This is a genomic window from Corynebacterium riegelii (assembly GCF_016728505.1).
In the GTDB taxonomy this organism is placed as follows: domain Bacteria; phylum Actinomycetota; class Actinomycetes; order Mycobacteriales; family Mycobacteriaceae; genus Corynebacterium; species Corynebacterium riegelii.
The window spans coordinates 1,398,759-1,421,427 of record NZ_CP068159.1 but is presented as its reverse complement, the minus strand read 5'-3'; the positions used below and the strand labels follow the sequence as shown (position 1 = coordinate 1,421,427).

19 protein-coding genes, 1 tRNA gene and 1 pseudogene are annotated in these 22,669 nt (G+C 60.0%); 15 read left to right on the top strand and 6 right to left on the bottom strand.

From position 1 onward, the window contains the following. Window positions 1-2 precede the first annotated feature (2 nt). Window positions 3-335 (bottom strand): antibiotic biosynthesis monooxygenase family protein, encoded by a 333-nt coding sequence (locus tag I6I71_RS06590; protein WP_052206412.1) that lies wholly within the window; start codon window positions 333-335, stop codon window positions 3-5. A 39-nt stretch (window positions 336-374) separates the two neighbouring features. Between I6I71_RS06590 and pgi the strand changes: the two genes are divergently transcribed. The 3 genes from pgi to I6I71_RS06575 are packed head-to-tail and all read left to right on the top strand — an operon-like array spanning window position 375 to window position 4,132. Beyond that, window positions 375-2,012: a glucose-6-phosphate isomerase gene (pgi, locus tag I6I71_RS06585; protein ID WP_201819639.1), complete on the top strand. Its 1,638-nt coding sequence runs from the start codon at window positions 375-377 to the stop codon at window positions 2,010-2,012. After that, complete coding sequence (locus I6I71_RS06580; protein WP_201819636.1) at window positions 2,012-3,499, top strand: glutamate-cysteine ligase family protein; 1,488 nt, start codon at window positions 2,012-2,014, stop codon at window positions 3,497-3,499. Before pgi ends, I6I71_RS06580 begins: the two co-directional genes overlap by 1 nt. Before the next feature lie 15 nt (window positions 3,500-3,514). Beyond that, window positions 3,515-4,132 (top strand): DedA family protein, encoded by a 618-nt coding sequence (locus I6I71_RS06575; RefSeq protein ID WP_201819633.1) that lies wholly within the window; start codon window positions 3,515-3,517, stop codon window positions 4,130-4,132. A gap of 480 nt (window positions 4,133-4,612) precedes the next feature. Here the strand turns inward: I6I71_RS06575 and I6I71_RS06570 are convergent, their stop codons facing one another. From I6I71_RS06570 to I6I71_RS06560, 3 genes are read right to left on the bottom strand one after another with little or no spacing between them, the layout of a single operon-like run. After that, window positions 4,613-5,509: a RelA/SpoT domain-containing protein gene (locus tag I6I71_RS06570; RefSeq protein WP_052205056.1), complete on the bottom strand. Its 897-nt coding sequence runs from the start codon at window positions 5,507-5,509 to the stop codon at window positions 4,613-4,615. Window positions 5,510-5,534: 25 nt separating this feature from the next. Continuing rightward, window positions 5,535-6,344 carry an Fpg/Nei family DNA glycosylase gene (locus tag I6I71_RS06565; protein WP_201819630.1) on the bottom strand — a complete coding sequence of 270 codons (810 nt, stop codon included), beginning with the start codon at window positions 6,342-6,344 and terminating at the stop codon, window positions 5,535-5,537. Between the two features lie 26 nt (window positions 6,345-6,370). Further along, on the bottom strand, window positions 6,371-11,023 hold the full coding sequence (locus tag I6I71_RS06560) for an ATP-dependent helicase (protein ID WP_201819627.1): 4,653 nt from the start codon (window positions 11,021-11,023) through the stop codon (window positions 6,371-6,373). A 38-nt stretch (window positions 11,024-11,061) separates the two neighbouring features. On the opposite strand from I6I71_RS06560, the gene I6I71_RS06555 reads away from it, so the two are divergent. From I6I71_RS06555 to I6I71_RS06540, 4 genes are read left to right on the top strand one after another with little or no spacing between them, the layout of a single operon-like run. Then, window positions 11,062-11,835, top strand: coding sequence for a 3'(2'),5'-bisphosphate nucleotidase CysQ (locus I6I71_RS06555; protein WP_052205063.1), 774 nt, complete (start codon window positions 11,062-11,064; stop codon window positions 11,833-11,835). Continuing rightward, window positions 11,835-12,635: a thymidylate synthase gene (locus tag I6I71_RS06550; protein WP_201819625.1), complete on the top strand. Its 801-nt coding sequence runs from the start codon at window positions 11,835-11,837 to the stop codon at window positions 12,633-12,635. Before I6I71_RS06555 ends, I6I71_RS06550 begins: the two co-directional genes overlap by 1 nt. After that, the gene (locus I6I71_RS06545) at window positions 12,635-13,117 is read left to right on the top strand and encodes a dihydrofolate reductase (RefSeq protein ID WP_201819623.1); all 483 of its coding nucleotides are present in this window, start codon (window positions 12,635-12,637) and stop codon (window positions 13,115-13,117) included. Before I6I71_RS06550 ends, I6I71_RS06545 begins: the two co-directional genes overlap by 1 nt. Window positions 13,118-13,124: 7 nt before the next feature. Next, on the top strand, window positions 13,125-13,403 hold the full coding sequence (locus I6I71_RS06540; protein WP_052205066.1) for a mycoredoxin: 279 nt from the start codon (window positions 13,125-13,127) through the stop codon (window positions 13,401-13,403). A 4-nt stretch (window positions 13,404-13,407) separates the two neighbouring features. Here the strand turns inward: I6I71_RS06540 and I6I71_RS06535 are convergent, their stop codons facing one another. Continuing rightward, the gene (locus tag I6I71_RS06535; protein WP_201819621.1) at window positions 13,408-14,796 is read right to left on the bottom strand and encodes a phytoene desaturase family protein; all 1,389 of its coding nucleotides are present in this window, start codon (window positions 14,794-14,796) and stop codon (window positions 13,408-13,410) included. 63 nt (window positions 14,797-14,859) lie between these two features. On the opposite strand from I6I71_RS06535, the gene I6I71_RS06530 reads away from it, so the two are divergent. The 8 genes and pseudogenes from I6I71_RS06530 to I6I71_RS12270 all read left to right on the top strand — a co-directional run bounded on the left by I6I71_RS06530 (window position 14,860) and on the right by I6I71_RS12270 (window position 21,329). Next, complete coding sequence (locus I6I71_RS06530) at window positions 14,860-15,888, top strand: hypothetical protein (protein ID WP_201819619.1); 1,029 nt, start codon at window positions 14,860-14,862, stop codon at window positions 15,886-15,888. Window positions 15,889-15,957: 69 nt separating this feature from the next. Continuing rightward, window positions 15,958-16,030 (top strand) — tRNA-Arg (locus tag I6I71_RS06525). A gap of 492 nt (window positions 16,031-16,522) precedes the next feature. After that, window positions 16,523-16,882, top strand: coding sequence for a hypothetical protein (locus I6I71_RS06520; protein ID WP_201819617.1), 360 nt, complete (start codon window positions 16,523-16,525; stop codon window positions 16,880-16,882). A gap of 11 nt (window positions 16,883-16,893) precedes the next feature. Then, window positions 16,894-17,934: a DUF3039 domain-containing protein gene (locus tag I6I71_RS06515; RefSeq protein WP_201819615.1), complete on the top strand. Its 1,041-nt coding sequence runs from the start codon at window positions 16,894-16,896 to the stop codon at window positions 17,932-17,934. 186 nt (window positions 17,935-18,120) lie between these two features. Beyond that, window positions 18,121-18,441, top strand: a pseudogene (locus tag I6I71_RS06510) (GntR family transcriptional regulator); the annotation flags it as partial. Between the two features lie 109 nt (window positions 18,442-18,550). Continuing rightward, on the top strand, window positions 18,551-20,185 hold the full coding sequence (istA, locus tag I6I71_RS06505; RefSeq protein WP_201819608.1) for an IS21 family transposase: 1,635 nt from the start codon (window positions 18,551-18,553) through the stop codon (window positions 20,183-20,185). A gap of 5 nt (window positions 20,186-20,190) precedes the next feature. Beyond that, the gene (locus I6I71_RS06500) at window positions 20,191-20,958 is read left to right on the top strand and encodes an ATP-binding protein (RefSeq protein ID WP_201819605.1); all 768 of its coding nucleotides are present in this window, start codon (window positions 20,191-20,193) and stop codon (window positions 20,956-20,958) included. 143 nt (window positions 20,959-21,101) lie between these two features. Further along, entirely contained in the window at window positions 21,102-21,329 is a 228-nt protein-coding gene (locus I6I71_RS12270) for an FCD domain-containing protein (protein WP_201823504.1), read from the top strand. Between the two features lie 3 nt (window positions 21,330-21,332). On the opposite strand, the gene I6I71_RS06490 is transcribed toward I6I71_RS12270, so the two are convergent. Next, window positions 21,333-22,549, bottom strand: a protein-coding gene (locus I6I71_RS06490; RefSeq protein WP_101733890.1) for an IS3 family transposase whose coding sequence is annotated in 2 segments (ribosomal slippage) — window positions 21,333-22,288 and window positions 22,288-22,549 — 1,218 coding nt in all. Because the reading frame shifts where the segments join, the coding sequence is not laid out codon by codon here. Window positions 22,550-22,669: the final 120 nt, after the last annotated feature.

The window sequence follows — 22,669 nt, the reverse complement described above, 5'->3', positions numbered from 1 at the left end:
GGTTAAGGCTCCAGCGAGTCGAGCACAACCTCGAACTCTAGAAGCTCCGCCTTCTGAGACACAGGCTTGCGCTCCTGGCCGTCTTCGCCCTTCGTGGAGCCGTGCGATGCGCGTCCTTGGCCTGCCCACCACGCCCGGTAGGACTCTTCGTCTGCCCAACGGGTGACCACAAAGTAGCGGTCTTCGCCTTTCACGGGGCGAAGCAGCTGGAAGCCTTCGAACCCCGGCTGGGTGTCAATGGCGTGTTTACGTGCGGCGAAACGGCGCTCTAGCTCCTCGCCGGCACCTGGCACATTGTCGGGCAGAGAAATCGCGTTTATTTTCACAATGCTCATGGCGCCCATTATGCGTGGGAATTCTCTACCTTGGAAGGTATGGCTGATATCACCACCACCCCAAGCTGGAATGCCCTTGAGTCCCTGTACGCTGAAAAGTCCAACCTCACGTTGCGCGAGCTGTTCGCCGAGAACCCGAATCGCGCTGACGAGCTGACGTTTGACGCTGCTGGTCTGCGGGTTGATCTTTCGAAGAACTTGATTGACGCGCAGGTGCTAGAGCAGCTGCGTAATTTGGCGCACGATGCGGAGCTTCCCCTGCTTATCGACGCTATGTTTACCGGCGCCCACCTCAACTCCACTGAGAACCGCGCAGTGCTGCACACCGCGCTGCGTATGCCTGCGGACCAGGATCTGAAGGTTGACGGCCAGGATGTCGCCGCCGATGTACACGAGGTCTTAGGCCAGATGCGTGATTTTGCTTCCGCGTTGCGCTCCGGTGCGTGGCTGGGGTATACGGGCCGCACGATTAAGAAGATTGTGAACATTGGTATCGGCGGCTCGGACCTGGGCCCGGCGATGGCTACCAAGGCGCTGCGTGCATATGCAACGGCAGGCATTAGCGCGGAGTTTGTGTCCAACGTGGATCCTGCGGATATCGCCGCGGTGCTGGAGCGCTGCAATGCGGAGGAGACGTTGTTCATTATCGCGTCGAAGACGTTTACCACGCAGGAGACACTCACCAACGCGCATGCGGCGAAGCGTTGGCTGCTGGAGCAGTTTGACGGCGATGAGTCTGCAATTGCAAAGCACTTCGTGGCGGTGTCCACCAACGCAAAGAAGGTTGCGGAGTTTGGCATTGACACCAAGAACATGTTCGGGTTCTGGGATTGGGTTGGCGGCCGCTACTCCATGGATTCCGCGATTGGCTTGAGCCTGATGGCGGTTATTGGCCCGATTGACTTCATGCGCATGCTTGAGGGCTTCCACGCCATGGACCAGCACTTCCGCACCACCCCGTTTGAGCGCAACGTGCCCGTGCTCATGGGCCTGCTCAACGTTTGGTACCGCAACTTCTACGGCGCGCAGACCCATGCGGTGTTGCCGTACTCGGAGGATCTGTCGCGCTTCCCGGCATACCTGCAGCAGTTGACTATGGAGTCCAACGGTAAGTCCGTAACCAAGGACGGCACGCTGGTTACCTATGACACGGGTGAGGTCTTCTTCGGTGAGCCGGGCACGAACGGCCAGCACGCGTTTTTCCAGCTCATCCACCAGGGCACGTCGCTTGTGCCGGCGGATTTCATCGGCTTTGCACGTCCAAAGGAGGACTTCCCTACTGCGGACGGCACCGGCTCCATGCATGACCTGCTTATGGGCAATTTCTTCGCACAGACCAAGGTGCTCGCCTTTGGTAAGACGTTGGATGAGGTGGTTGCGGAGGGCGTCGATAAGCAACTGGCTCCGCACAAGGTGATGCCGGGCAACCGTCCGACTACCACCATCCTGGCCGAGGAGCTGACCCCGCAGGCGCTCGGTGCGCTGGTGGCGTTGTATGAGCACATCACGTTTGTGGAGGGTGCAATCTGGGGCATCAACTCCTTCGACCAGTGGGGCGTGGAGCTGGGCAAGCAGCAGGCCAATGATTTGGCTGCCGCAGTGCAGGGGAAGGAAGCACCGGCTAGTGGCGACGGCTCCACTGACGCCCTGATCACCTGGTACCGGGAGCACCGCTAATGGGCGAGCAGGTCTCAGCGGACTCATATACGCCGAGGCAGCGCACGGTGTATCGCCAAAAGCTGGAGGAAGAGCTCGAAGCGTTTGACCGTCACTTACAGGAGGCGGAGTTTACAGATCAGGGCACGATCGGCCTTGAGCTGGAGCTGAATCTTGTGGACGCTCAGATGCAGCCTGACCCCAACAACCAGGCGGTGCTGGCGGGTTTGAGTAAGGAGTACCAGTCTGAAATCGGCCAGTTCAACGTGGAGCTCAATCACCCGCCGCTGCCCATTGCAGGCGATGGACTCGCGGAGCTGGAACAGGGGCTCAAGCAGCGTTTCAGCGAGGTGGTTACCGCTGCCAACGCCGCAGGCTCGCAGGTGGTGATGGTTGGTACGCTGCCGACGCTGAGCACGCAGTTTTTAGAGGGGCCGAATTGGATGACCCCGGAGAACCGCTACGCGGGCCTGGAGAATTCCGTGATGGAGTCGCGCGGCGAGCTGGTCAACGTGGACTTGTGGCGCGAGGAGCACTACTCGCACGATTTTGATGGCATCGCGCCTGAATCCGCGTGTACCTCCGTGCAGCTGCACCTGCAAGTCAACCCCAACATGTTCGCAAGCGCCTGGAACGCCTCGCAGGCAATTGCGGGTGCGCAGGTTGCGCTGTCTGCAAACTCCCCGCTGTTTCTCGGTCACCGCTTGTGGCACGAGTCGCGCATCCCGGTGTTCAAGCAGTCCGTGGATACGCGCACCAAGGAGCTGATCAACCAGGGTGTGCGCCCGCGCGTGTGGTTTGGTGAAAGCTGGATCACCAGCGTATTCGACCTGTTTGAAGAAAACGTGAGTTACTTCTCTCCCCTGCTTCCGGAAGGCCGCGCAGAGGCCGGCAAGCCGGAGATGCTTGGGGATAGCCCGGGGCTGCACTACCTGAACCTGCAAAACGGCACTATCTGGCGCTGGAACCGTCCGATTTATGATCCGAACGGACCTTTAAGCCACATCCGTATTGAAAACCGCATCCTACCAGCAGGTCCGACGCTGAAGGACACGGTTGCAGACGCCGCGTTTTACTACGGTTGTGTGAAAACCCTGGCGGAGCAAACCCGACCTGTCTGGTCTCGCTTGAGCTTTGAGAACGCACGCGAGAACTTCATCCAGGGCGCCCGTCACGGTTTAACTGCCAACCTGCACTGGCCAACGCTTGGCACCATCCCTGTTACGGAGCTGGTGGAAAACCATCTGCTCCCAATCGCGGACGAGGGCCTGCGTGCCTTACACGTAGGCAAGGCGTGCCGTGAGGAGTACCTCGGCATTATTGAGGGCCGCGTACGCACCCGACAAAACGGGGCAATGTGGCAACTTAACGCGCTGAATAAACTTGCGCCTGCCACCACACCGGAATCACCAGTGCGAAAGAAGGCGCTCAAGGAGCTGATGCGGCACTACCTGAAGAATCAGGAAAGCGGCGCGCCGGTTTACACTTGGTCATTGGATATTTTGTAGGGCAAGATAGGCCAAATGCAGAGCATCATCGACTGGATCGTTGGCCTTATGGAAGTCCTCGGCGCCCCCGGCGTTGGTATCGCCATCTTGTTGGAGAACCTGTTTCCGCCAATTCCTTCCGAAGTGGTGCTGCCGCTTGCCGGCTTCACCGTGGCCCAGGGTTCGCTGAACCTAATCAACGTGTTTATCTGGTCGGTGCTGGGCTCGGTGATCGGCGCCTACATTTTGTACGGCGTCGGTGCGTGGCTTGGTCTTGAGCGCCTGCGCAAGATCGCGGACTGGATGTGGCTGGTGCGTGTCTCTGACGTGGATAAGTCCATGGAGTTCTTTCACAAGCACGGCAAGCCGTCGATCTTCTTCGGCCGCCTCATCCCCGGCATCCGCTCGCTGATCTCCATCCCGGCTGGCCTGGACCGCATGAACCTTGTCATGTTCGGCCTGTGGACTACGCTGGGCTCCGGCATTTGGAACGCCATCCTGATCTACCTGGGGCTCAAGCTTGGGGAGAACTGGGAGCAAGCCACCGTCTGGGCGGATACCTACTCCAAGGTGATCTACGTGGTGCTCATCCTGATCATCCTGGGCTTCTTGGCGTACTTCATCCGCCGCGCGGTGAAAGAACGTCAGGTGTAAAGGAGTACCGCATGAAAGCTCCCCGCAAACCGCACAACATTGCTCTCGCACTATACGAAGCGACGCGCGAGCATGCTACTGAAGAGATTCCTTTCCCACCGAGGGATGGGGAAGCTCCCATCGCAGATTTCGTGAAGAGTCTCCCGGCGGGCCAAACCGAGGGCTCCGACTGATTTTTGGCCTGTAGTTTGAGTACCCCGGTGTTGAGAGTGTGCAGCTGCCTCAGGAAATCTTTTCCTCCTGAGCCCAGTACGTAGCAAAATCAGGCAGTTCCTCAACTCTGAAATACCGCGAGTGGGTAACCTTCAAGTGCTCTAATCCAGAGGAGCCAATAACTACAATCTCAACGTCAGGATTGTGGTTAGCTTGCTCTTCCTCGAGCCTCCGCAGGATCGCTTCACGAGCGTCCGTGTACTCTTCAATCCTTCGTTCACCAGTTTTCCGGTTGAAAACTATCAGAAAGTGTTTCACCTTTCCCCCTCACCCTTCTCCCTCGTAGGCACTGAGACTTTGCGATAGAGCTCGCAGAAATTGAATAAGGTTTAGAATACTCGAAGCCTGCTCGCTGGTGACCGTCTCCGAATGCGACAATGCCTGAAATGCTTCGGACCGAATGAGGTGCAACCGTGGATTCAGCGGAACACCCAGCGGAATTTTTGCTAGCTGTCTCATTGAAATCAAGCCGTCTCTGATACTTGCGGCACGCTGGCGCTCAATGTTGTTTATCTCCCGCGCATTTGATACAAGTGCATCAAAAATCTTCGCGAGTTGCTCATCTTTCGGCCGGTAATTGGCTTCATATCGGATTCGGCGGCCCGTTTTATCCGCTAGTTGTTCAAAGGTATTGGCCCATTCCGACTGAAGCAAGGTTCGTATCTGAAGTTCAACAATGCCTGCCGCAGAGTGAATCACTAAGTGGATCGCCCGGTAGCCTCCGGGCTGTGGCCGGGCGATGTAGTCACGCTCGATGACACGGTGCCCCTTTGATTTCAGTATTTGTTGAAGCTCGAAGGAGAGGAAGCGTAGATCATCGTGAAGCACATTTACGGTTATCCGAGCTCCAGCAAAATCCCACATTCGGCCAAGCTGTACCTTCGCAGATTGGTCCATGTGGGATCTTCTAATTTTGTCGCCGATTGTTGACTGCGATTTCACCCGATACGCACTAACAATATCCGGACTTTGTCCTTCCCGTCCAAAGATCATCCGTGCAAAATCCGCACACGCGTCAGCTGTCTGTCTGGCTAGCTGGTCATGCCAGAAGATCATCTCTGGGGCCTCGATCGGAACGCTGGCATTGCCAGCAAAATACTCCCCAAGTTCATCGAGTTTGCGCTTTCCCCAAGGCCGTTTGTCGTCTAAAAACTGAAAGTCCATTATTCCCCCCTCTACTGGGACTATATCAGGGTGCCGGCTGGCACTTCGGGCACCACCAAATAACCCGCTCCAAGTCCCCTTCCCCACCCAAAAACCCTTTCTGGATTATCGTGCCGCAGCGCCTGCACGGCTTGCCGTAGCGCCCGAACACGTAGCTCGTCTCGCCCGCTCGCTTGATGCCGGTGGTCACCCTCACCGGTTCGTCCTTGTTGGCCCACATCAGGCGCCGCGCAAGGTGCACATGCTTATCGACGTCCACGTCACCCACCCTTTCCGCCGGGTGCGTCCCCGCGAGAAAGTTGATCTCCGCGCGGTACTCGTTGCCTATCCCGGCAAGGTTGCGCTGATCTAAAAGCGCGCGGCCGATCTCCAGCTGTGGGGTCGCCGTGATGCGGCGCACTGCTTCGGCGGCGTCGAAGTCTGGCGCCAACACATCGGGGCCAAGGTATCCCATCTCCTGCTCAAACTCGCGGGCGGGAAACACCCGCACGACGCCCAGCCAGAAGCCTACGAGTTCGATGGGTGGCCGTTGGGCGTCGTCAAGCAGGAGCACCACTCGCGCGGCATGGGCTGGCTTCTTCCAGCGGGTGCCGGCGCGGTGCATCGCCCAGGTGCCCTCCATTTTCAGGTGGGTGTGCAGGATTTGGGGCTGGTGGCCGGGTGCGGCGAACTGCATGAACAGGTGCTTGCCGTAGGGCCAGACGCGCACACACGTCATGCCGGTGAAGTCGACGGTGGCGTAGCGCGGCACCCGGATCGATGTTTTGAGCACCTCGCGACCTGTCATCCACTGCAGGCGCTTGGAAAGCTGATAGACCGAATCCCCTTCAGGCATGCCCGGAGTCTACAACCACAGGCTTGTCAGTCATCAAAGCTCAGCCCGTCGGGTGGTCCAAGCTCCTCCAACGCCTCAGCCACGCTACGTCCGCGACGCTTCGGCGGTGCCGAAACCTTCGCACCGATCCTCACGCCCTTATGCGTCACCGTCGCGCCGTAGTCTTTCAACGAGAAGGCAGACTCACCATTGAGTTTCTCCACGCTGATGGGTTGCATACGCCCTGCCTGCACAACGCTGGCAAGAGCGTCGACCACCAGTGGCATCGGGTCTTCGATGCCGTCAGGGAAGGTGTCGAAAAACGTGGTCATTGTTTTCCCACCGCGGGTGACGTGTGCGGCCAACAACCCATCGATCAGCACCACCATCGCACCAGCCGAGCGAGTCGGGCCTTGCGCGGGCCACGGCAGCGCCGCCCCGTACGGGTTCGCCGGGTCGGTGGCGGCCAGCACGTGCACCAGCGGGTCGCGGGCGCCTGACGGCCAGCCGACCACGTCGTCGGAATCCTGCTGGCCGCGTAGCCGGTCAATCGTTGCTGGCGTTGAGAATTGCGACGCGCCGAGGCCCTCCACGAGGTAACCGCGCATCGCTTTGCCGGATTCCTCGAAGGCGGCAAGAGTTTTATACGCCAGCGCGAACCCACCCAGGATGTCCTCGGCCACCACGGAGCCGCGGGTGACAACCCCGTAGCGGTCAAGCAGGCTCTCCCCCAACGCGACCGAGCGGCGCGTGGGGTCGCTATCAGGCGCAGGTGTGAGCGACCAGCGGCCCACCATGTCGGGCGGGACCGTCGATGCGAACGAGGTGCGGCCTGAGCGAATCCTGCTTCGTTGTGGCCGCCTCCGCGCCCGGTGCGCCGTCTTCCCGCCGGCCAAACGCGCCCGGATCGGGGCAAACGAATCCGGCGCGAGGAACCCGGCCTCCACCAGGTCCCACATGGCTTCGCGCAGCTCCTCAGTCGTGGTCTGCTTGGCTCCAGCGTCGCCAAGCAGGTCCCCGAACAGGAACCCGCCGCCGCGGCGCACCTTCTCCATCACCTGGGATTGGGTCAACGACAGCAGGGGTTCCTCAACTTGCGGCATGAGTTGGGCTGCGTAGTCGGTGGGCAGCAGCATGATCCACGGGTCACGCGCCCCTGCCTTGCCCGCGCCGACGATGGCAACCTCGCCGTTGGCAGTGAGCTCGTCGAGCATCGTCGGCGAATAGTCGCCCACACGCGACGGTAAGATGTGCGACTCCCAGGCGCTTGCGGGCAGGCGCACCCCAGCGAGCTGCTCGATGACCGAGTAGACACCGTCGGCACCCCGCAGCGCAGGCGTGACCCCCACCGGAGCCACATTCGACCACGAAGGCAGGAAGCGCCCATACGCAGACTGCGACACTGGCCGGGTCTGGGCGCGCGCCGCCGCCAGGGAGCGCGAGCGGATGATGCGTAAGACCTCGGCGGCGACGTACTCCTCTTCCTCGACGCCCTGCCGGTAGCGCCCCGGGATCACCTTGTCCTTTTCTATAAGGCGCGACAGCGGCTCATGCGCCGCGCCCACCGCAAGCCCGAACGCGTCCGCAAGGTCCCGCAAGACAAACGGCCCTCGGGTGCGCACCCAGCGCCCGACCAGCTGCGCCAACGCATCCGGAATCGTTTGCACTTGGGCGGGAACGCCGGGTGGGACGGGCACGCCTAAGCCGTCGCGAAGCAGCGGCGCATCCAGCACCTGGGCGACGTGCTCGCGCCCGCCGATGCGCACCCGCATCATGCGTGCGCCAAGGGTCTGCTCCAGGGAGGTCAGGGGAACTGTGGTGTAGGTGGCAAGCTCATCGATAGGCACGGGCCCCACGATGCGCAGGGTGTCGGCGAACTGCTCGGAAGTCTCGGCGCGGCCCACGCGGCGCAAGCTGGCGTCTACCTCCGCGATGATGTCGGCGTCGAGCAGCTCGCGCAGCTCTACCGTGCCCAGCAGTTTTGCCAAAAGCGTTGGGTCCAGCGACAGCGCCGCGGCCCGCTTCTCCGCCAGCGGGGTGTCGCCCTCGTACATGAATGCGCCGGTGTAGTTGAACAGCAGCGAGGAGGCGAACGGGCTCGGCTGGTCCGTAGTCACCTCGGCGATGCGCACCCGGCGCGTATTGATGTCGCGCATCACCTCCTGCAAGGCGGGCAGGTCGTAGACGTCCTGGAGGCACTCGCGCACGGTTTCCAAGATGATGGGAAAGCTCGGGTAGTTCCGCGCGACGTCTAGAAGCTGCTCGGCGCGCTGGCGCTGCTGCCACAACGGCGCGCGCTTGCCGGGGTTGCGCCGTGGCAACAGCAGGGCCCGGGCGGCGCACTCGCGGAAGCGCGAGGCGAACAGTGCGGAGTTGCCCACCTGTTCGGTGACAATGTCCGCGATCTCGTCAGCGTCGAATTGGAAGATCGCCCCGTCGGGCTCCTTCTCTCCTTGCGGCAGGCGCAATACGATGCCATCGTCGCCGGCCACCGCCTGGGCGTCCATGCCGGTCTCCTGCGCTACCCGCCAGCCGGTGGCCAGCGCCCACGCCGCGTTGACCCCTTTGCCAAACGGGGTGTGCAGCACGACCCGCCAGTCCCCCAGCTCATCGGTGAAGCGCTCCAGCACAAGCGTCTTTTCGTCCGGCAGGATGCCGGTGGCTTCCTCCTGCTCGTCGAGGTACTGCAGCAGGTTGTTGCGTGCGCGGGTGTCCAAGCTTTCGTCCAGAGCATTTTTTGCTTCTCGACGAAACTCCCCCAGCGCCTTCCCCAACTCATACGGCCTACCCAGCCCGTCGCCTGTCCAGAACGGCAGGCGCCCGGTGTGTCCTGGCGCGGGTGAGACCTGCACCTGGTCGCGGGTGATGTTTTCGATGCGCCACGAGGAGGCGCCGAGGGTGAAGACATCGCCCACGCGGGACTCGTAGACCATCTCCTCGTCGAGCTCGCCGACGCGGCGGGGAGCCTTATCTCCCTCTTGCGAGCCTGCGAGCAAGAACACCCCGAACATGCCGCGGTCCGGAATCGTTCCCGCGTTGGTCACCGCCACCCGCTGCGCGCCGGGGCGGGCTTTGAGCACGTTGTCCTCCAGGATGGCGCGGGGGCGCAGCTCAGCGAAGTCGGTCGACGGGTAGACGCCGGTGACCAGGTCGATCACCGAGTCAAACACGTCTCGCGCGAGGTCCTTATACGGCCAGGCGCGGCGTACGGTGTCGTACCACTCGTCCACATCGAGGTCTTCCACCGCAACCGCCGCCACCGTCTGCTGGGCGAGCACGTCCAAGGGGCTTCGCGGTGGCGAAAGCTCCTCGATCAGCCCTTGGCGCATGCGCGGCACCGTCACCGCCGTCTGTACCAGGTCTGAGCGGTGCTTGGGGTAGAAAATGCCCTCAGAGACTGCGCCTACCGAGTGCCCGGCGCGCCCCACGCGCTGCAAGCCGGAGGCCACCGAGGGCGGCGATTCCACCTGGATGACCAGGTCAACCGCACCCATGTCAATGCCCAACTCCAGCGAGGAGGTGGAAATCACCGCCTTGAGCGTGCCTTCTTTGAGCATGGTTTCGGTTTGCAGGCGCTCTTCCTTGGACACACTGCCGTGGTGGGCGCGCGCGATAACGGGTGCGGCGTGGCCCGCGGTGTCCACAGACTTCATCAGCTGCGCCGGTGGGCGACGCGTAGCCACGCTTAACGCCTCCGGGTCGTGCTCTTTCGCCCAGAGCTCATTGATCTGGCTGGTCAGCCGCTCCGCGGTGCGGCGCGAGTTCACAAACACAATGGTGGACCGGTGCGCCATCACCTCTTCATAGACCGCACGCTCAATGTGCGGCCAGATGCTTTGAGGGGTGGCGCTGAAGGTTTCGGCGGGGGTAGCGTCGTCAAGCAAGAGCCCATCATCAAGCACCGCATCGCCGATGGTGGAAGCATCCTCCGGCACCGGCAGATCACTCATGTCATCCACCGGAACCCGCACGGCAAGCTCCCACTTCTTTTCCGCAGGCGGGTTGATAATCGTGGTGCGCGGGCCCAGGAAGTTAGCCACAGTTGCTAATGGACGCACCGTTGCAGACAACCCAATACGCTGAAAACTCCCCGCCAGACGCTCAAGGCGTTCCAACGACAGCGTCAGATGCACGCCGCGCTTCGTGCCGGCAAGGGCGTGGATTTCGTCCACAATCACCGTATCTACTGTCTTCAAAATGCTCGCCGCCTTCGACGTGAGCATGAGATACAGCGACTCTGGCGTGGTGATCAGGATGTCTGGGGGTTTGCGCAGCTGCCGGTTGCGCTCCGCCTGCGGGGTGTCACCGGAGCGCACGCCGACGGAAATATCCGGCATTTGTTTGCCCATACGCTGCGCCACCCGCGCAATGCCGGCAAGGGGTGCGCGCAGGTTGTTTTCCACATCCACACCAAGCGCTTTCAGCGGCGAAATGTAGAGCACGCGCGTGCCCCCGTGCGTGGAAGTGTGCGCACCATCAATCGGCAGCGCCGTCTGGCCTGAGCGCTCCACCAGGGCGTTAAGCGACCACAAAAACGCCGCCAAGGTCTTGCCCGAACCGGTTGGCGCAACCACAAGGGAGTTCTCCCCCGCGGAGATGGAACGCCACGCTAAATCCTGTACACGGGTGGGTTCGGCGAAGACCTCCTCGAACCACGTTGCCACCTGGGGGTGGAAGCGATCGAGAACGTTGTCGGACACTCGGACCATGTTACGCGGAAGCGGTATGGTTAGAGGCTATGAGCGCCCAGTACTCCGATTCCAGGTTGACCAATCTGATTGCGCAAGGCACCGGCGAGATCCTTAAAGGTATCCGCGGCGTTGGCCTGCTGCGCGGCCGCGAGTTGGGTGAGGCTGGTGATGACCTTGCGCAGAACTGGATCGCCCGCGTGCTGGAACAGCACCGCCCGGGTGACGCATTCTTGTCCGAGGAAGCCGCCGATGACCCGTCGCGCCTGAACAATAACCGTGTGTGGATCGTGGACCCGTTGGACGGCACGAAGGAGTTTGCCACCGGCCGCCAGGATTGGGCGGTACACGTTGCCCTGGTGGAAGACGGTGTGCCAACCCATGCAGCTGTTGGTCTTCCGGATCTAGGCGTGGTGTTTAAGTCTTCTGACGTGCGACACGTCTCCGGCCCGTTTGCTGGCAAGGTTGCGGTAAGCAGGAACCGTCCGCCTGCTGTTGCGGAGTATGTGGCCCAGCAGATCGGTTTTGAAACCGCGCATGTCGGCTCCGCGGGCGCCAAGGCTATGCACGTGCTGTTGGGCGACTATGACGCCTACGTACACGCCGGCGGCCAATACGAGTGGGACCAGGCCGCACCGGTGGGTGTATCGCTTGCAGCTGGCCTGCACTGCTCGCGTTTGGACGGTAGCGAGTTGCGTTACAACAACGCGGACACCTACATTCCTGATCTACTGATCTGCCGCCCAGAGCTCGCTGACGACATTCTTGCGGCGTGCGCTACGTTCTTTGACCAGCACGGCAGCTACGAAGGAGTTAGCAACTAGTGACTGTCCCCACCCCGTATGAGGACTTGCTGCAAGACGTCTTAGATAACGGCACCGCGAAGGGCGACCGCACTGGAACGGGTACGCGCAGCGTGTTTGGCCGCCAGATTCGCTACAACTTGGCTGAGTCGTTCCCGCTGCTGACTACCAAGAAGGTCTACTTCAAGGCCGTGGTTGGTGAGTTGTTGTGGTTCCTGCGCGGTGATTCGAATGTGCGTTGGCTCCAGGAGCATGGTGTGCGCATTTGGAACGAGTGGGCTGATGCTGATGGTGAGCTTGGCCCGGTCTACGGCGTGCAGTGGCGCTCCTGGCCCACCCCGGATGGCCAGCACATTGACCAGATCCAGCAGGTGGTTGACCAGCTGAGGCAGAACCCGGATTCGCGCCGTATTTTGGTCTCTGCCTGGAACGTGGCTGAGTTGGACAAAATGGCACTCATGCCGTGTCACTTGTTGTTCCAGCTCTATGTGGCGGACGGCAAGCTGAGCATGCAGGTCTACCAGCGCTCTGCGGACATGTTCCTGGGTGTGCCCTTCAACATCGCCTCTTATGCCCTGCTTACCCACATGTTTGCGCAGCAGGCTGACCTTGAGGTTGGTGAGTTGATTTGGACTGGCGGTGACTGCCACATTTACAACGACCATCTAGAGCAGGTCCGTGAGCAGCTTTCTCGCGACGCACGCCCGTACCCGCAGCTGAAACTGCGCAAGGCGGCGTCCATCTTTGACTATGACTTCGATGACATTGAGGTTGAGGGCTATGACCCGCACCCGACAATCAAGGCCGTGGTGTCCGTCTGATGGCAACTTTGGGCGCGATTTGGGCGCAAAGCCTTGATGGTGTGATTGGCAACGGCGAGGACATGCCGTGGCACCTGCCGGAGGATCTGAAGCATTTTAAAGAGACCACGATGGGCCAGCCGATCATTATGGGCCGTCGTACCTGGGAGTCTCTGCCCGTCAAGCCGTTGCCGGGGCGTGCAAACCACGTGCTCTCCTCGCGCGAGCCGGGCGAATGGTCCGACGGCGCCTACGTGTCCACGGACCTGCCGGATCTGGAGACGGATGCCTGGATCATCGGCGGCGGCCAACTCTATGAGGCCACGTTGGATGAGGTTGACGTCATTGAGCTCACGCTTATCGACGCTACGTTGGCCCCCACCCTTGCCACCCCCGTCTTCGCGCCACGTATTGGGCCCGAGTTTGCCTGTGTCTCTGACGGCGAGTGGCAAACCTCTTCGTCCGGCCTGCGCTACAAGTTCCAACGCTACGAAAGGCAATAAAGCAATCATGACTGCCCCTGCAACCACTTCCCACGTGACCATCTTTGCGGCTGACTGGTGCCCGTTTTGCAAGAAGCTGCGCCAGCGCTTGGACCGCACGGAAACGCCGTACGATCTTGTAGACGTTGAGGATGACGGCATGGATGACGTCAACGAGTGGATCAAGTCTGTCAACGACGGCAACCGCATCGTGCCCACTGTGCTCTACTCCGACGGCACGCATGCCACCAACCCGGAGGCCTCCGCCGTGCGCAAGAAGCTGCGTGAGCTGACCGGCGAAGAGTAAGCCGTTATCTAGCGAAGTCTCGCAGGGCGGCCTCGGCTGCCCACCACCCTGGCATGCCGTGAACCCCCGCACCTGGGGCTGTTGACGCTGATGCAAGGTACAGCCCGCGGCGCAGGCGGTGCGGCTGGCGCATGAGCAGCTGCGTTCCGTCCATGGCCCCGCCCGCGATGTCGCCCCCGATAAGGTTTGGGTTCCATGCTTCAAGCATCTGTGGGGATGTGTCTATCCTGCCTGCCACAACGTTGCTGAACCCGGGGGCGAATCGTGCAATCTGCGCCTCTATTAATGCAGCGACCTCGCCCGGGTAGCGCTCCCGGTAACCATGCGGCACGTGAGCGTAGCTCCATAACACGAGGCCTCGCGACGGATCAGCGACGAACTGTTGGCTCACCATCACAAACGGCTGCTTGGGCATCACGCCGTTGGCCACGGCTTTCTCGGCCTGCACGATCTCTTCTGCTGTGCCGCCCACGTGCACGGTTGCGGCTTGTCCCACACGCGGGTCAGCCCAGGGCACGGGTGCGCGAAGCAGGAAGTCCACCTTGTGCACTGCCGGACCGTAGCGCCATGTACGCATGGAGCGAGCCCTTTTGGTTGATAGCGCGGTGCCTCCCATGCGCAGGACCTGCTTTGGGGTGAGGTTGAGGATCACCGCGTCTGCGCTTGGCAGCCTGGTTACTTCCTCGCCGCAGCGCACAGTGCCGCCGTGGGCTTCAACGATCCGCCGTAACGCAGCAGTAATCGCACCGGTACCGCCCTGCGCCACCGGCCAGCCGCGAGTCATGCCAAGTGCGCCGAAGAGCAGGCCGAACGCCCCGGTAAACGGTCGCGACGGCGAGGTAATCGCGTGCGTTGCGCTGCCGGCAAACAGGGCGCGGGCCTCCTCAGAGCGAAATGCCGCGCGCCCAAGTGTCGTTGCAGGCAGCACGCCCGGCACGCCGAACCTTGCTAGCGCAATCGGGTGCCGTGGCAGGTGCGGCATCGGCGCCAAGACGTCTTCAAGAATGCCATCAATGCGCCCCACCACTGGCCGGTGCAGCCGTGTCCACGCCTCTTCGTCCGCACCGAGGTTCGCCGCGGTTTCTTCCAGTGAGCCCGCGAGCACTGCCGCGCCCCCGCCAAGGGGATGTGCCATCTCATACGGGGCGCGCAGCCACCGCACGCCATGGTCTTCAAGCCGCAACTTGTGAAAAGCCGGGCTGGCCACACCGAAGGGGTGCCCGGCAGCGCCAAGGTCCCGGTGCTCGCCGCTATCAAGCATATCCGTTGATGCTGCTCCCCCAACCGAGTGTGCGCGTTCAAACACCTCCACCTGCCATCCTTCTGCGGCAAGGCGTGCTGCGGCGGTCAACCCGTTGGGGCCAGCGCCTATTACTGCGGCGGTTGGTTTCACTCAGCCCATGTTAGGGCCCGTGTGTTAGGGCCCGTGTTAGGTCCCTGCATTACACTGCGCCGGGTGAATATGAAGCAGATTGGTTGGATGTTGCACTGGGTTGTGCGCATGGTCGTGCTGGCAATGTTGCTGCCGTACGCAGTGTTCAAACTCGGGTTGATGCAGATGAGTACTCCGGATTTCCCGGAGCTTCTGATCACGCTGGGCGAGAAGACCCCGATGGGCTTGCTGTGGACATTTATGGGGTTCTCCCCTGTCGTGCAGTTTCTTGCGGGCCTTGCGGAGTTTGTTGCCTGTGTGCTGTTGCTGTGGCGGCGGACTGCGTGGCTTGGTGGGTTGATCGGCTTCCTTGATCTGGCCGTGGTTTGGCTGCTGAACATGACGTTTGATGTGCCGGTGAAAATCCCGTCTGCGATTCAGGCGCTGCTGTTTCTTCTGGTGTTGGCGCCGTGGCTGCCGCGGCTGTTTCGCTTCATTGCTGGCCAAGCCACTGAGGCGGTAGATGCCCCGCGGGTGATCACGTCAGACAAGATTCACCGCGTGACCCGTTTCTTCCCCGCGCTGGCGGCGGTGGTGTTGCTTGGCGGCGCCGGGTTTGCCATGTTCACGGGAATGCCGAAAGCCGTTGACCGTGAGGGCACTGAGCTTTCGGGCGTGCATACTGTCGCCGGCGGGGACATTGAGCCTTCCGCGGATTTGTCGCAGGATAACCGCTGGTCCGAGATCGCGTTCGGCTCCATGGACGGCTTCCAGGCCGAGCGGTTCCCCCAGGTTGAGGGCGAGACTCCGGAGGGTGATTTCCATGGGCTTCTTGCTTTACGACGCACCTCCGGCGCCCTCCAAGAAGGCTTCTACACCCTCCAAGGCGACCGCGTTATTATCCAGCTCACCGCCCCGATGACGGATGATCGCGTCAATGCTCGCCCCCGCGGTCCAATCGAGGAAACCCTGGAGTTCACGTGGCGCACCAATGGCGACACGCTGGAGCTTCTGCCTGACTACGGCACCGCGTTCACCCTCACCCCCTCCAAACTGGGCACGACGCTGTTGGATCAGCCGTTTACGTGGATCGCGCCCCCGTTCAACCGCTAGCGTGATCCAGCCCAATTTCAACAGCCCAATTTCAACACCCGCGCGGCGCTGCGGTAATCTAGCGCCACTGCCCCAGTAGCTCAGTGGATAGAGCACTTCTCTCCTAAAGAAGGTGTCGGAGGTTCGATTCCTCTCTGGGGCGCTCTCTGGGGCGCTTTTGGGGGTCTCGAAGAATCTGGTGTGATTGTTCGAACAACCCTCTCAAAACTTCAAAAACACCTCTACCTGCACAAATAGGAGAGGCGTTTTTGTTGTGCCGGGACCGTTTCCGGGCTGTCGTTACCAAAAAATGGCCGAAAATCGCTACCCGTTGATCGCTTCTATGGGGTGTCAGGCCGTCCCGTAAAGGACGGCGACGCGTGTTCCAGAGTTTCAGAGCAAGCGAGTAATAGAACCCCTCAATGAAAGGCCGTCCCGTAAAGGACGGCGACGCCAAACAGTGCACTTAAGGCGACTGTCACCGGCAAGCCCTCAATGAAAGGCCGCATGGCTAGAGCTAGACTACATCGTTCCTCTATGCGGCAGGGAGCTCTAGGTGTTTGCGGCTTTGAGGACTTCCTTCAAGCGTCTTCCGTGGTTAAGATGGTCAGCGCAGAAGCGAAATAGAAACGGGGTGTGAAAGATGGCTCATGAAGTGCACAGTGTAGATCCTTCCCTCACTGCACCAGACGTGCTGGCCCGTGCTGCGGAAAGCAGTGTGGAGGGTGCTGTTGCAGTGACGTCGATGGCTAGCAGCTGCGGGTTGGACGAGCTGCCAGCCTGGCTGAGCCTGAACGCTGCAGCATCCCTTCTTGGTTTGAGCGCCCTGCATGTTCGTTTGCTGGGGCGTGACGGGAAGGTGATGCTGCGGTCCACTCGCGATGGCGTTGAGGTGGAAACCGCCTCTGTGCTCCCTAGGCTCCCGGACACGATACGAAGCCGTGAGATCTTTGCGCGCCACGCCGCCCATCCTGATGAGCTTGTTGCGTCGGCAGTTGCATCGCTATCTGAATAACGTTATTTCCCATGGCTCTTCCAGCACGGCTCACAATTTACTGCGCGACACAAGACCTCAAACTTGAAAGTTGGGACAGCGCTGGGCCGATTGGCGGTGTATCCACGCAGGTAGAGCACCCCGTGCTCGAGCATGCTAACGCGATTTTTGCACCGGACCGTGACTACGCCAAGGCTCCGGCGAAAATCAGCGGAGTGCGTCCCACCTGTTACAAAGTGAAGACTTCTCGGTACCGTGGGGTGGCCTTTATGGATCCGGACGGGCAAGTTTGGGTGGTTTCAGCCGGAATCCGAAAAGGCGTGGATCGTGACGATTTCTATCAGCGGTTTATGCGCCGCAGTGAGATTGACCCGCAGTGGTGGCTCCCTACTCCTGTGGATCGCGCATTGCTTGAGAAAGAGAAGAAAACAGATCGCCTACTTGCTTGGCGGAGACGCCTCTTTGATCAGGTTGAGTCTGCGATGGCACATTTCAAACACGAGGCATACGGCGGCTGCGCCGACCCCGTTTTCTCGGTGGATCTGAACGAAATTACACAGTTTTTGGATCTCTCTAGTCTCAACACAACTCTCCCCGCAGTGACAATACGGCTGATCTCCCTGGGCGAGGAAGAGTGCCTGGGTATCGAATTACAACTTGAGCAGCACCATGACGAAAGAACGCAATCACTCTGTCAGCTTGGGATAGAGACAATCGCCGCTGCCATACATGATGGTGAGCAGGATTGGTCGAAAGACGGCCTGACGGAAATGGGGCAGCCACAGTTTGTTCTGGAGTTTGGGGGAGAGATAACGCTTGACTCCGTGCTACGTGGGGATCGAAGTGCAAAACCACCGGCATGGTTTAGGCCGGGTAGCGTGCACCATCTCGTTGCTGAAGAGATAGCACAGTCGCATGTTCGTACTGTGTCAGACGCCATCGTCCAAGGTAATCCAGTTTTTGCGCTGTGTGGGACGGTGTTTGTGCCGCGTCAGGATCACCAAAGACTTGCCGCGTGTCCTCGATGCGCGCGGATTCAAGGCCTGCTAGAGCAATCCGAATCGAAAGAATGAAGGTACCTACTTCTCCTCCGTTTACGGTTCCACGAAGCAGTACGCTGAGGAACTCGCGCGTTGTCTCGGCACGACCGCGCAGGAGATTCCCGATCCCGCTGAAGTGTCCGCAGCCGCCGCAGAGCGCCCCATCGTCGTCCTCGCTCCGGCGCACGGACCGATGAATGCTGCGGCCAAGTTCGCAACGAGATATTGAATGGCACGCTTCTGCCCGGCACTCAACTGAAAGAAGTCCAGCTGGCTAACCGCTTTGGCGTTTCTCGTACACCGGTCAGAGATGCACTTTCCCGTTTAGAAGACTTGGGGTTGGCAGAACGCGTTAATCGAGGTCTCGAAGTGCGCGGTTTGGATCCAGAACAAGTTATCCAGGTCTACGACATGCGGATCTTGCTCGAAGTCGAAGCGTCCGGCCAAGCCGCTCAGAATCGGAACCTGAACGATATCCTCACGCTTGAAGCACTCCTGGAAAGAGATGTTGCGACCGGCTATTTGGTAGCAGTGTCGTGACTATCTGGTAGCACTTCAGTGAGTATCTGGTAGCAGCTCAGGGGGCTCGGGGTGATACTTCCGGTAGCCGCACCACTCGGGTGCGGCGTGTACTGGAAGGAGTCCGCTTATGACGGATTACCGTGCGGTGATGACGCTGCTGATTAGGAAGCGTTCTTACCGCCAGATTGAAGACCAGATCGGGTGCTCGCACCGCGCAATTTCTCGAGCGAACCAAGCGCTGCGAAGCCTTGGCCTGACCACTGCCCAGCAGGTCGCGGCGTTGACCGATGACGAGTTGGCCGAGATATTCGTTGACAAACGCACCAGTGGGCAAGGCGAGTTCGTCCCGATTGACTTTGACGCGGTCGTCAAAGCACGCACAGGGCGTACGAAGCAAACACTGCAAGTATTGTGGGCTCGCTACACCACCACCCCCGCCCAGCCGGGTCAGCGTCACTACAGCTACGACCGGTTCCGCCAGCTGGTTGCCTCCCATGTCGATGCTGCCGGGCTTAGCGCGCGGATCACCCATGCACCAGGCCATACGATGCAGGTGGATTGGGCAGGTACCAAGATGCGCCTGTACGACCCTGCGGGCACGCCGGGTGCGAAAGTCAATATTTTCGTCGCTTCGCTGCCGTATTCAGGGATGTTGTTTGCGTGTGCGTGTGTTGACCAGCGTCAACAGTCCTGGCTTGATGCCCATCGTCAAGCGTTTGACTACTTCGGTGGAGTCTGTCAGGTTGTTGTCCCCGATAACGCGTCAACAGCATCAAACGCGATTAGTACTGCCGATAGGAATCGGAAGGTCAACGACACCTACCAGCAGTTCTTGGAGCACTACAACACAGCAGCACTTCCCACACGCGCGCGCCGGCCGAAGGATAAAGCAAATGTGGAAGCTGCGGTAAAGATCGTCACCCACAAAGTCATCCACACCCTTGAAGGCCACCAGTGCGTTGACGTAGACGAGCTCAACGCAAAGATTGTGGACTTAGTCGACGCGATCAACACCTCCGTGCCATTTCGCAGTCAACAGTCAAGCCGCAGGGATCTCTTTGAACAACACGAGCAGCATCTCCTTGCTGATCTGCCGCAAACCCCGTGGCAGCACACCGAGTGGAAGCGTGCGAAAGTAGCCCCAGATTTCCATATCACGGTTGCAACGGTGCGCTACTCCGTTCCGCATCAGCTTGTTGGCCGCACTGTCGATGTGCGCATCACCGGGCAAGTCTTGACCGTCTTTGATCAAGGCACGACCGTGGCAACCCACCAAGTTTCGCATAAGCGTGGGGCCTATGTCACTGACTATGAGCACATTCCATCTGGCATGGACTCCACTCGTGGGCTGTGGACAAGCGACTACTTTTATCGCGAAGCCAGCAAAACCGGCCCGGCAACACGCAAGGTCATCGAAGAACTCATCGCGGCGAAAGCCATCCCGGCCCAGGCGTACCAGTCCTGTAGAAACGTGCTGTCGATGGGCAAACACGGCAACAAACCAATCCTGGAAGAGGCATGCCAGCGCCTGATGGCCAACGACGGCAGCCGACGGGCGGTGTCATATACCGCAGTCAAAAACATGATGGCCGCCATACGCAAAGAACACGCCACCCGGCCCCGCGGGTTAGACCAGGCCCCGCGCAGCACCACAACCAACCCATCCACCGTCCCTGCAATCACCGACCGGGATACCACCGGCGCGTTTCTCGGCGGTGCAGACCAGTTCAGCATGGACAACCTCGCGAAGAAAGGACACTAAAGCCCATGTCATCACCAACCCCGCCAACAGATCGCTTCCTTGACGAATCCGTCCTGGCCGACTTCACCGCGCTGCGGATGACTGCCTTCGGCAGAAGCGTCATCGAGATTGCCAACGATCCCGCATTCGACGCATGGACGTTTTCCCAAAAGGTGCTCTACGCACTCGATAAAGAAGTCGCGGCCAGGCGTGAACGACGCATCAACAAACTGCTGAAAGCATCCCGATCGCCAAACCTTGATGCTTGCCTTGAAAATGTAGTCTGCACGCCTGACCGCAACATCAACCCCGAGCAAGTCAGCAGACTCGCTCACGGACAATGGTGCCACCTGGGCCAAAACATTGTCATCCTGGGCAAATCCTCAGTCGGCAAAACCTACCTCGCCCAAGCCCTGATCACAGCAGCATGCCGCAACGACTACTCCGCACGGTTTTTCCGCACCGACATGCTTGCCGCCGAACTGGCAGTCCTGCAACCCGATGACCCCATACGGCTGAAGTTCATCCAGCACCTCCACAACGTCGACGTCCTGGTCTTAGATGACTTCCTGACCACACCTATTGATGCCGCGACCGCGCACCAACTTCTCAACATCCTCGCCGGACGAGAAGGCAAAGTCTCAACGATAGTGACCTCACAATTCACCCCGCAGGAGTGGTACAAGTCCATCCCCGATGCCGTGATCTCCGAGTCAATCCTCAACCGACTTGTCTCCGGTGCGGAGATCATCACACTCGAAGGACCAAACATGCGCCTGACCACCAACGCATAACCACCCACAACGCCTGAGTAAGACACCGCTACCGGATACTCACTCAGGCGCTACCAGATACTCACCACACCGCTACCATTTCAGTCTTCTGAACAAAGAGATAGGAGCTTAGAAAAACCGACGGACCGACGGATGCCGAGCTCATCCAAACCAACCTGGAATTTCACCGTGCAGTCTGGAAAGCGTCCCAAAATCCTGTTCTTATCGATCTACTAGAGCGCCTCATGACCCATTTGGTTCACGCTCCTACATCCACGCTTAGCGTCGACGATCGACAAAACGAGGCCCTGAATGAGCACGCTAAACCCATAGAAGCAATTAGCGATCGTGGGGTTGCCCGCAAATCGTGGACACGTAGTGGAGCTGCCTGATGGTTAGGCAGCTGTTTCTTTTTTGTTGGTGGCTTGGGTGATGTGGTACTCGAAGTCGACGGGGCTGATCATCCCGAGTGCGGAGTGCCGGCGTCGACGGTTGTAGACCACCTCAATCCAGCGCGCGACAGCCCTACGTGCAGCGTCACGGGTAGGCCAGCGCTGCCGGTCATAGAACTCGGTTTTAAGTGTTGACCAAAACGACTCAGCCATCGCATTATCGAAGCACACTCCGGTACGCCCAACGGACTGGGCGATACCCAGGTCACGGCACACGTCCCAGATCTGATCGCTTGTAAACTGTGATCCACGATCAGCGTGAAACACCAGACCATCAGCAACCTCACCACGCAGCGTATAGGCCATGCGCAAGGCCCGTTCAACCAGAGAAGTATCTTGAACGCTATCCATCGCCCAGCCCAGCACACGGCGGGAATGGCCGTCGCGGATAACACACAAGTACAACCAGCCCTCACCGGTGCGCAGGTAGGTAATATCCGACATCCACACCCGATTAAGCTCACCGGCATCAAACATACGCTTGACCAGGTCCGGAAGCGTGGACTTACGCTTAGATTGAATCGTTGTCACCGGGACGAAGGCCCGCGGTGAAATCCCTTCAATGCCCATCAGACGCATCCGCTTGGCCACAGTCTTGCGGTTTAGTGCAATGCCGTAGCGCTCGGCAAGTTCCGCAGTGATCCGTGGGGCACCGTAGACGTGATCAGAATCTGACCAGATCTGATGGATCTTGCGGTCAACATCGTCGTAGAATGCTGCCCGATCATCGTTTCCAGATAGCCGTTGTTCCTGCTTATTGGCCCATTTGTAGTAGCCGGACCGGGACACTTTCAACAGACGTGCCATGCGTTTGATGCTGTAGTTCGCCTTCTCCTGCCGCATTAGTTCGAACTTTTCTGTTCGCGTTGCTTCGCGGCGAAGAAGGCTGTCGCTTTTGACAAGAACTCATTGTCTAGCCTGGCCTCTGCCAGCTCACGACGCAGACGAGCAATCTCAGCGCGAAGATCTGTCTCGCTCATCCCATCGCTGGCGCCTCGGCGCTGTTTTTCATCTTTGACCCACCTGCCCAAAAGCCCCGGAGCGACACCGATCTCCCGGGCCACATGAGCGATCGGGCGCTGCGATTCAATCACGAGATTCGCAGCTTCACGCCGGTACTCCGGCGTGTACTTCTTGCGTTGTTGACTCACAATGAACATCCTCTCCTACGGACACAACATCCGTACAAGTCGGGTGTCCACTAAACGAGGGTAACCTCAATCGCGATACTGCGGCCGCTCGAGATATTGCCAATCAGCACTTCAGCACAGCGCGCGAAA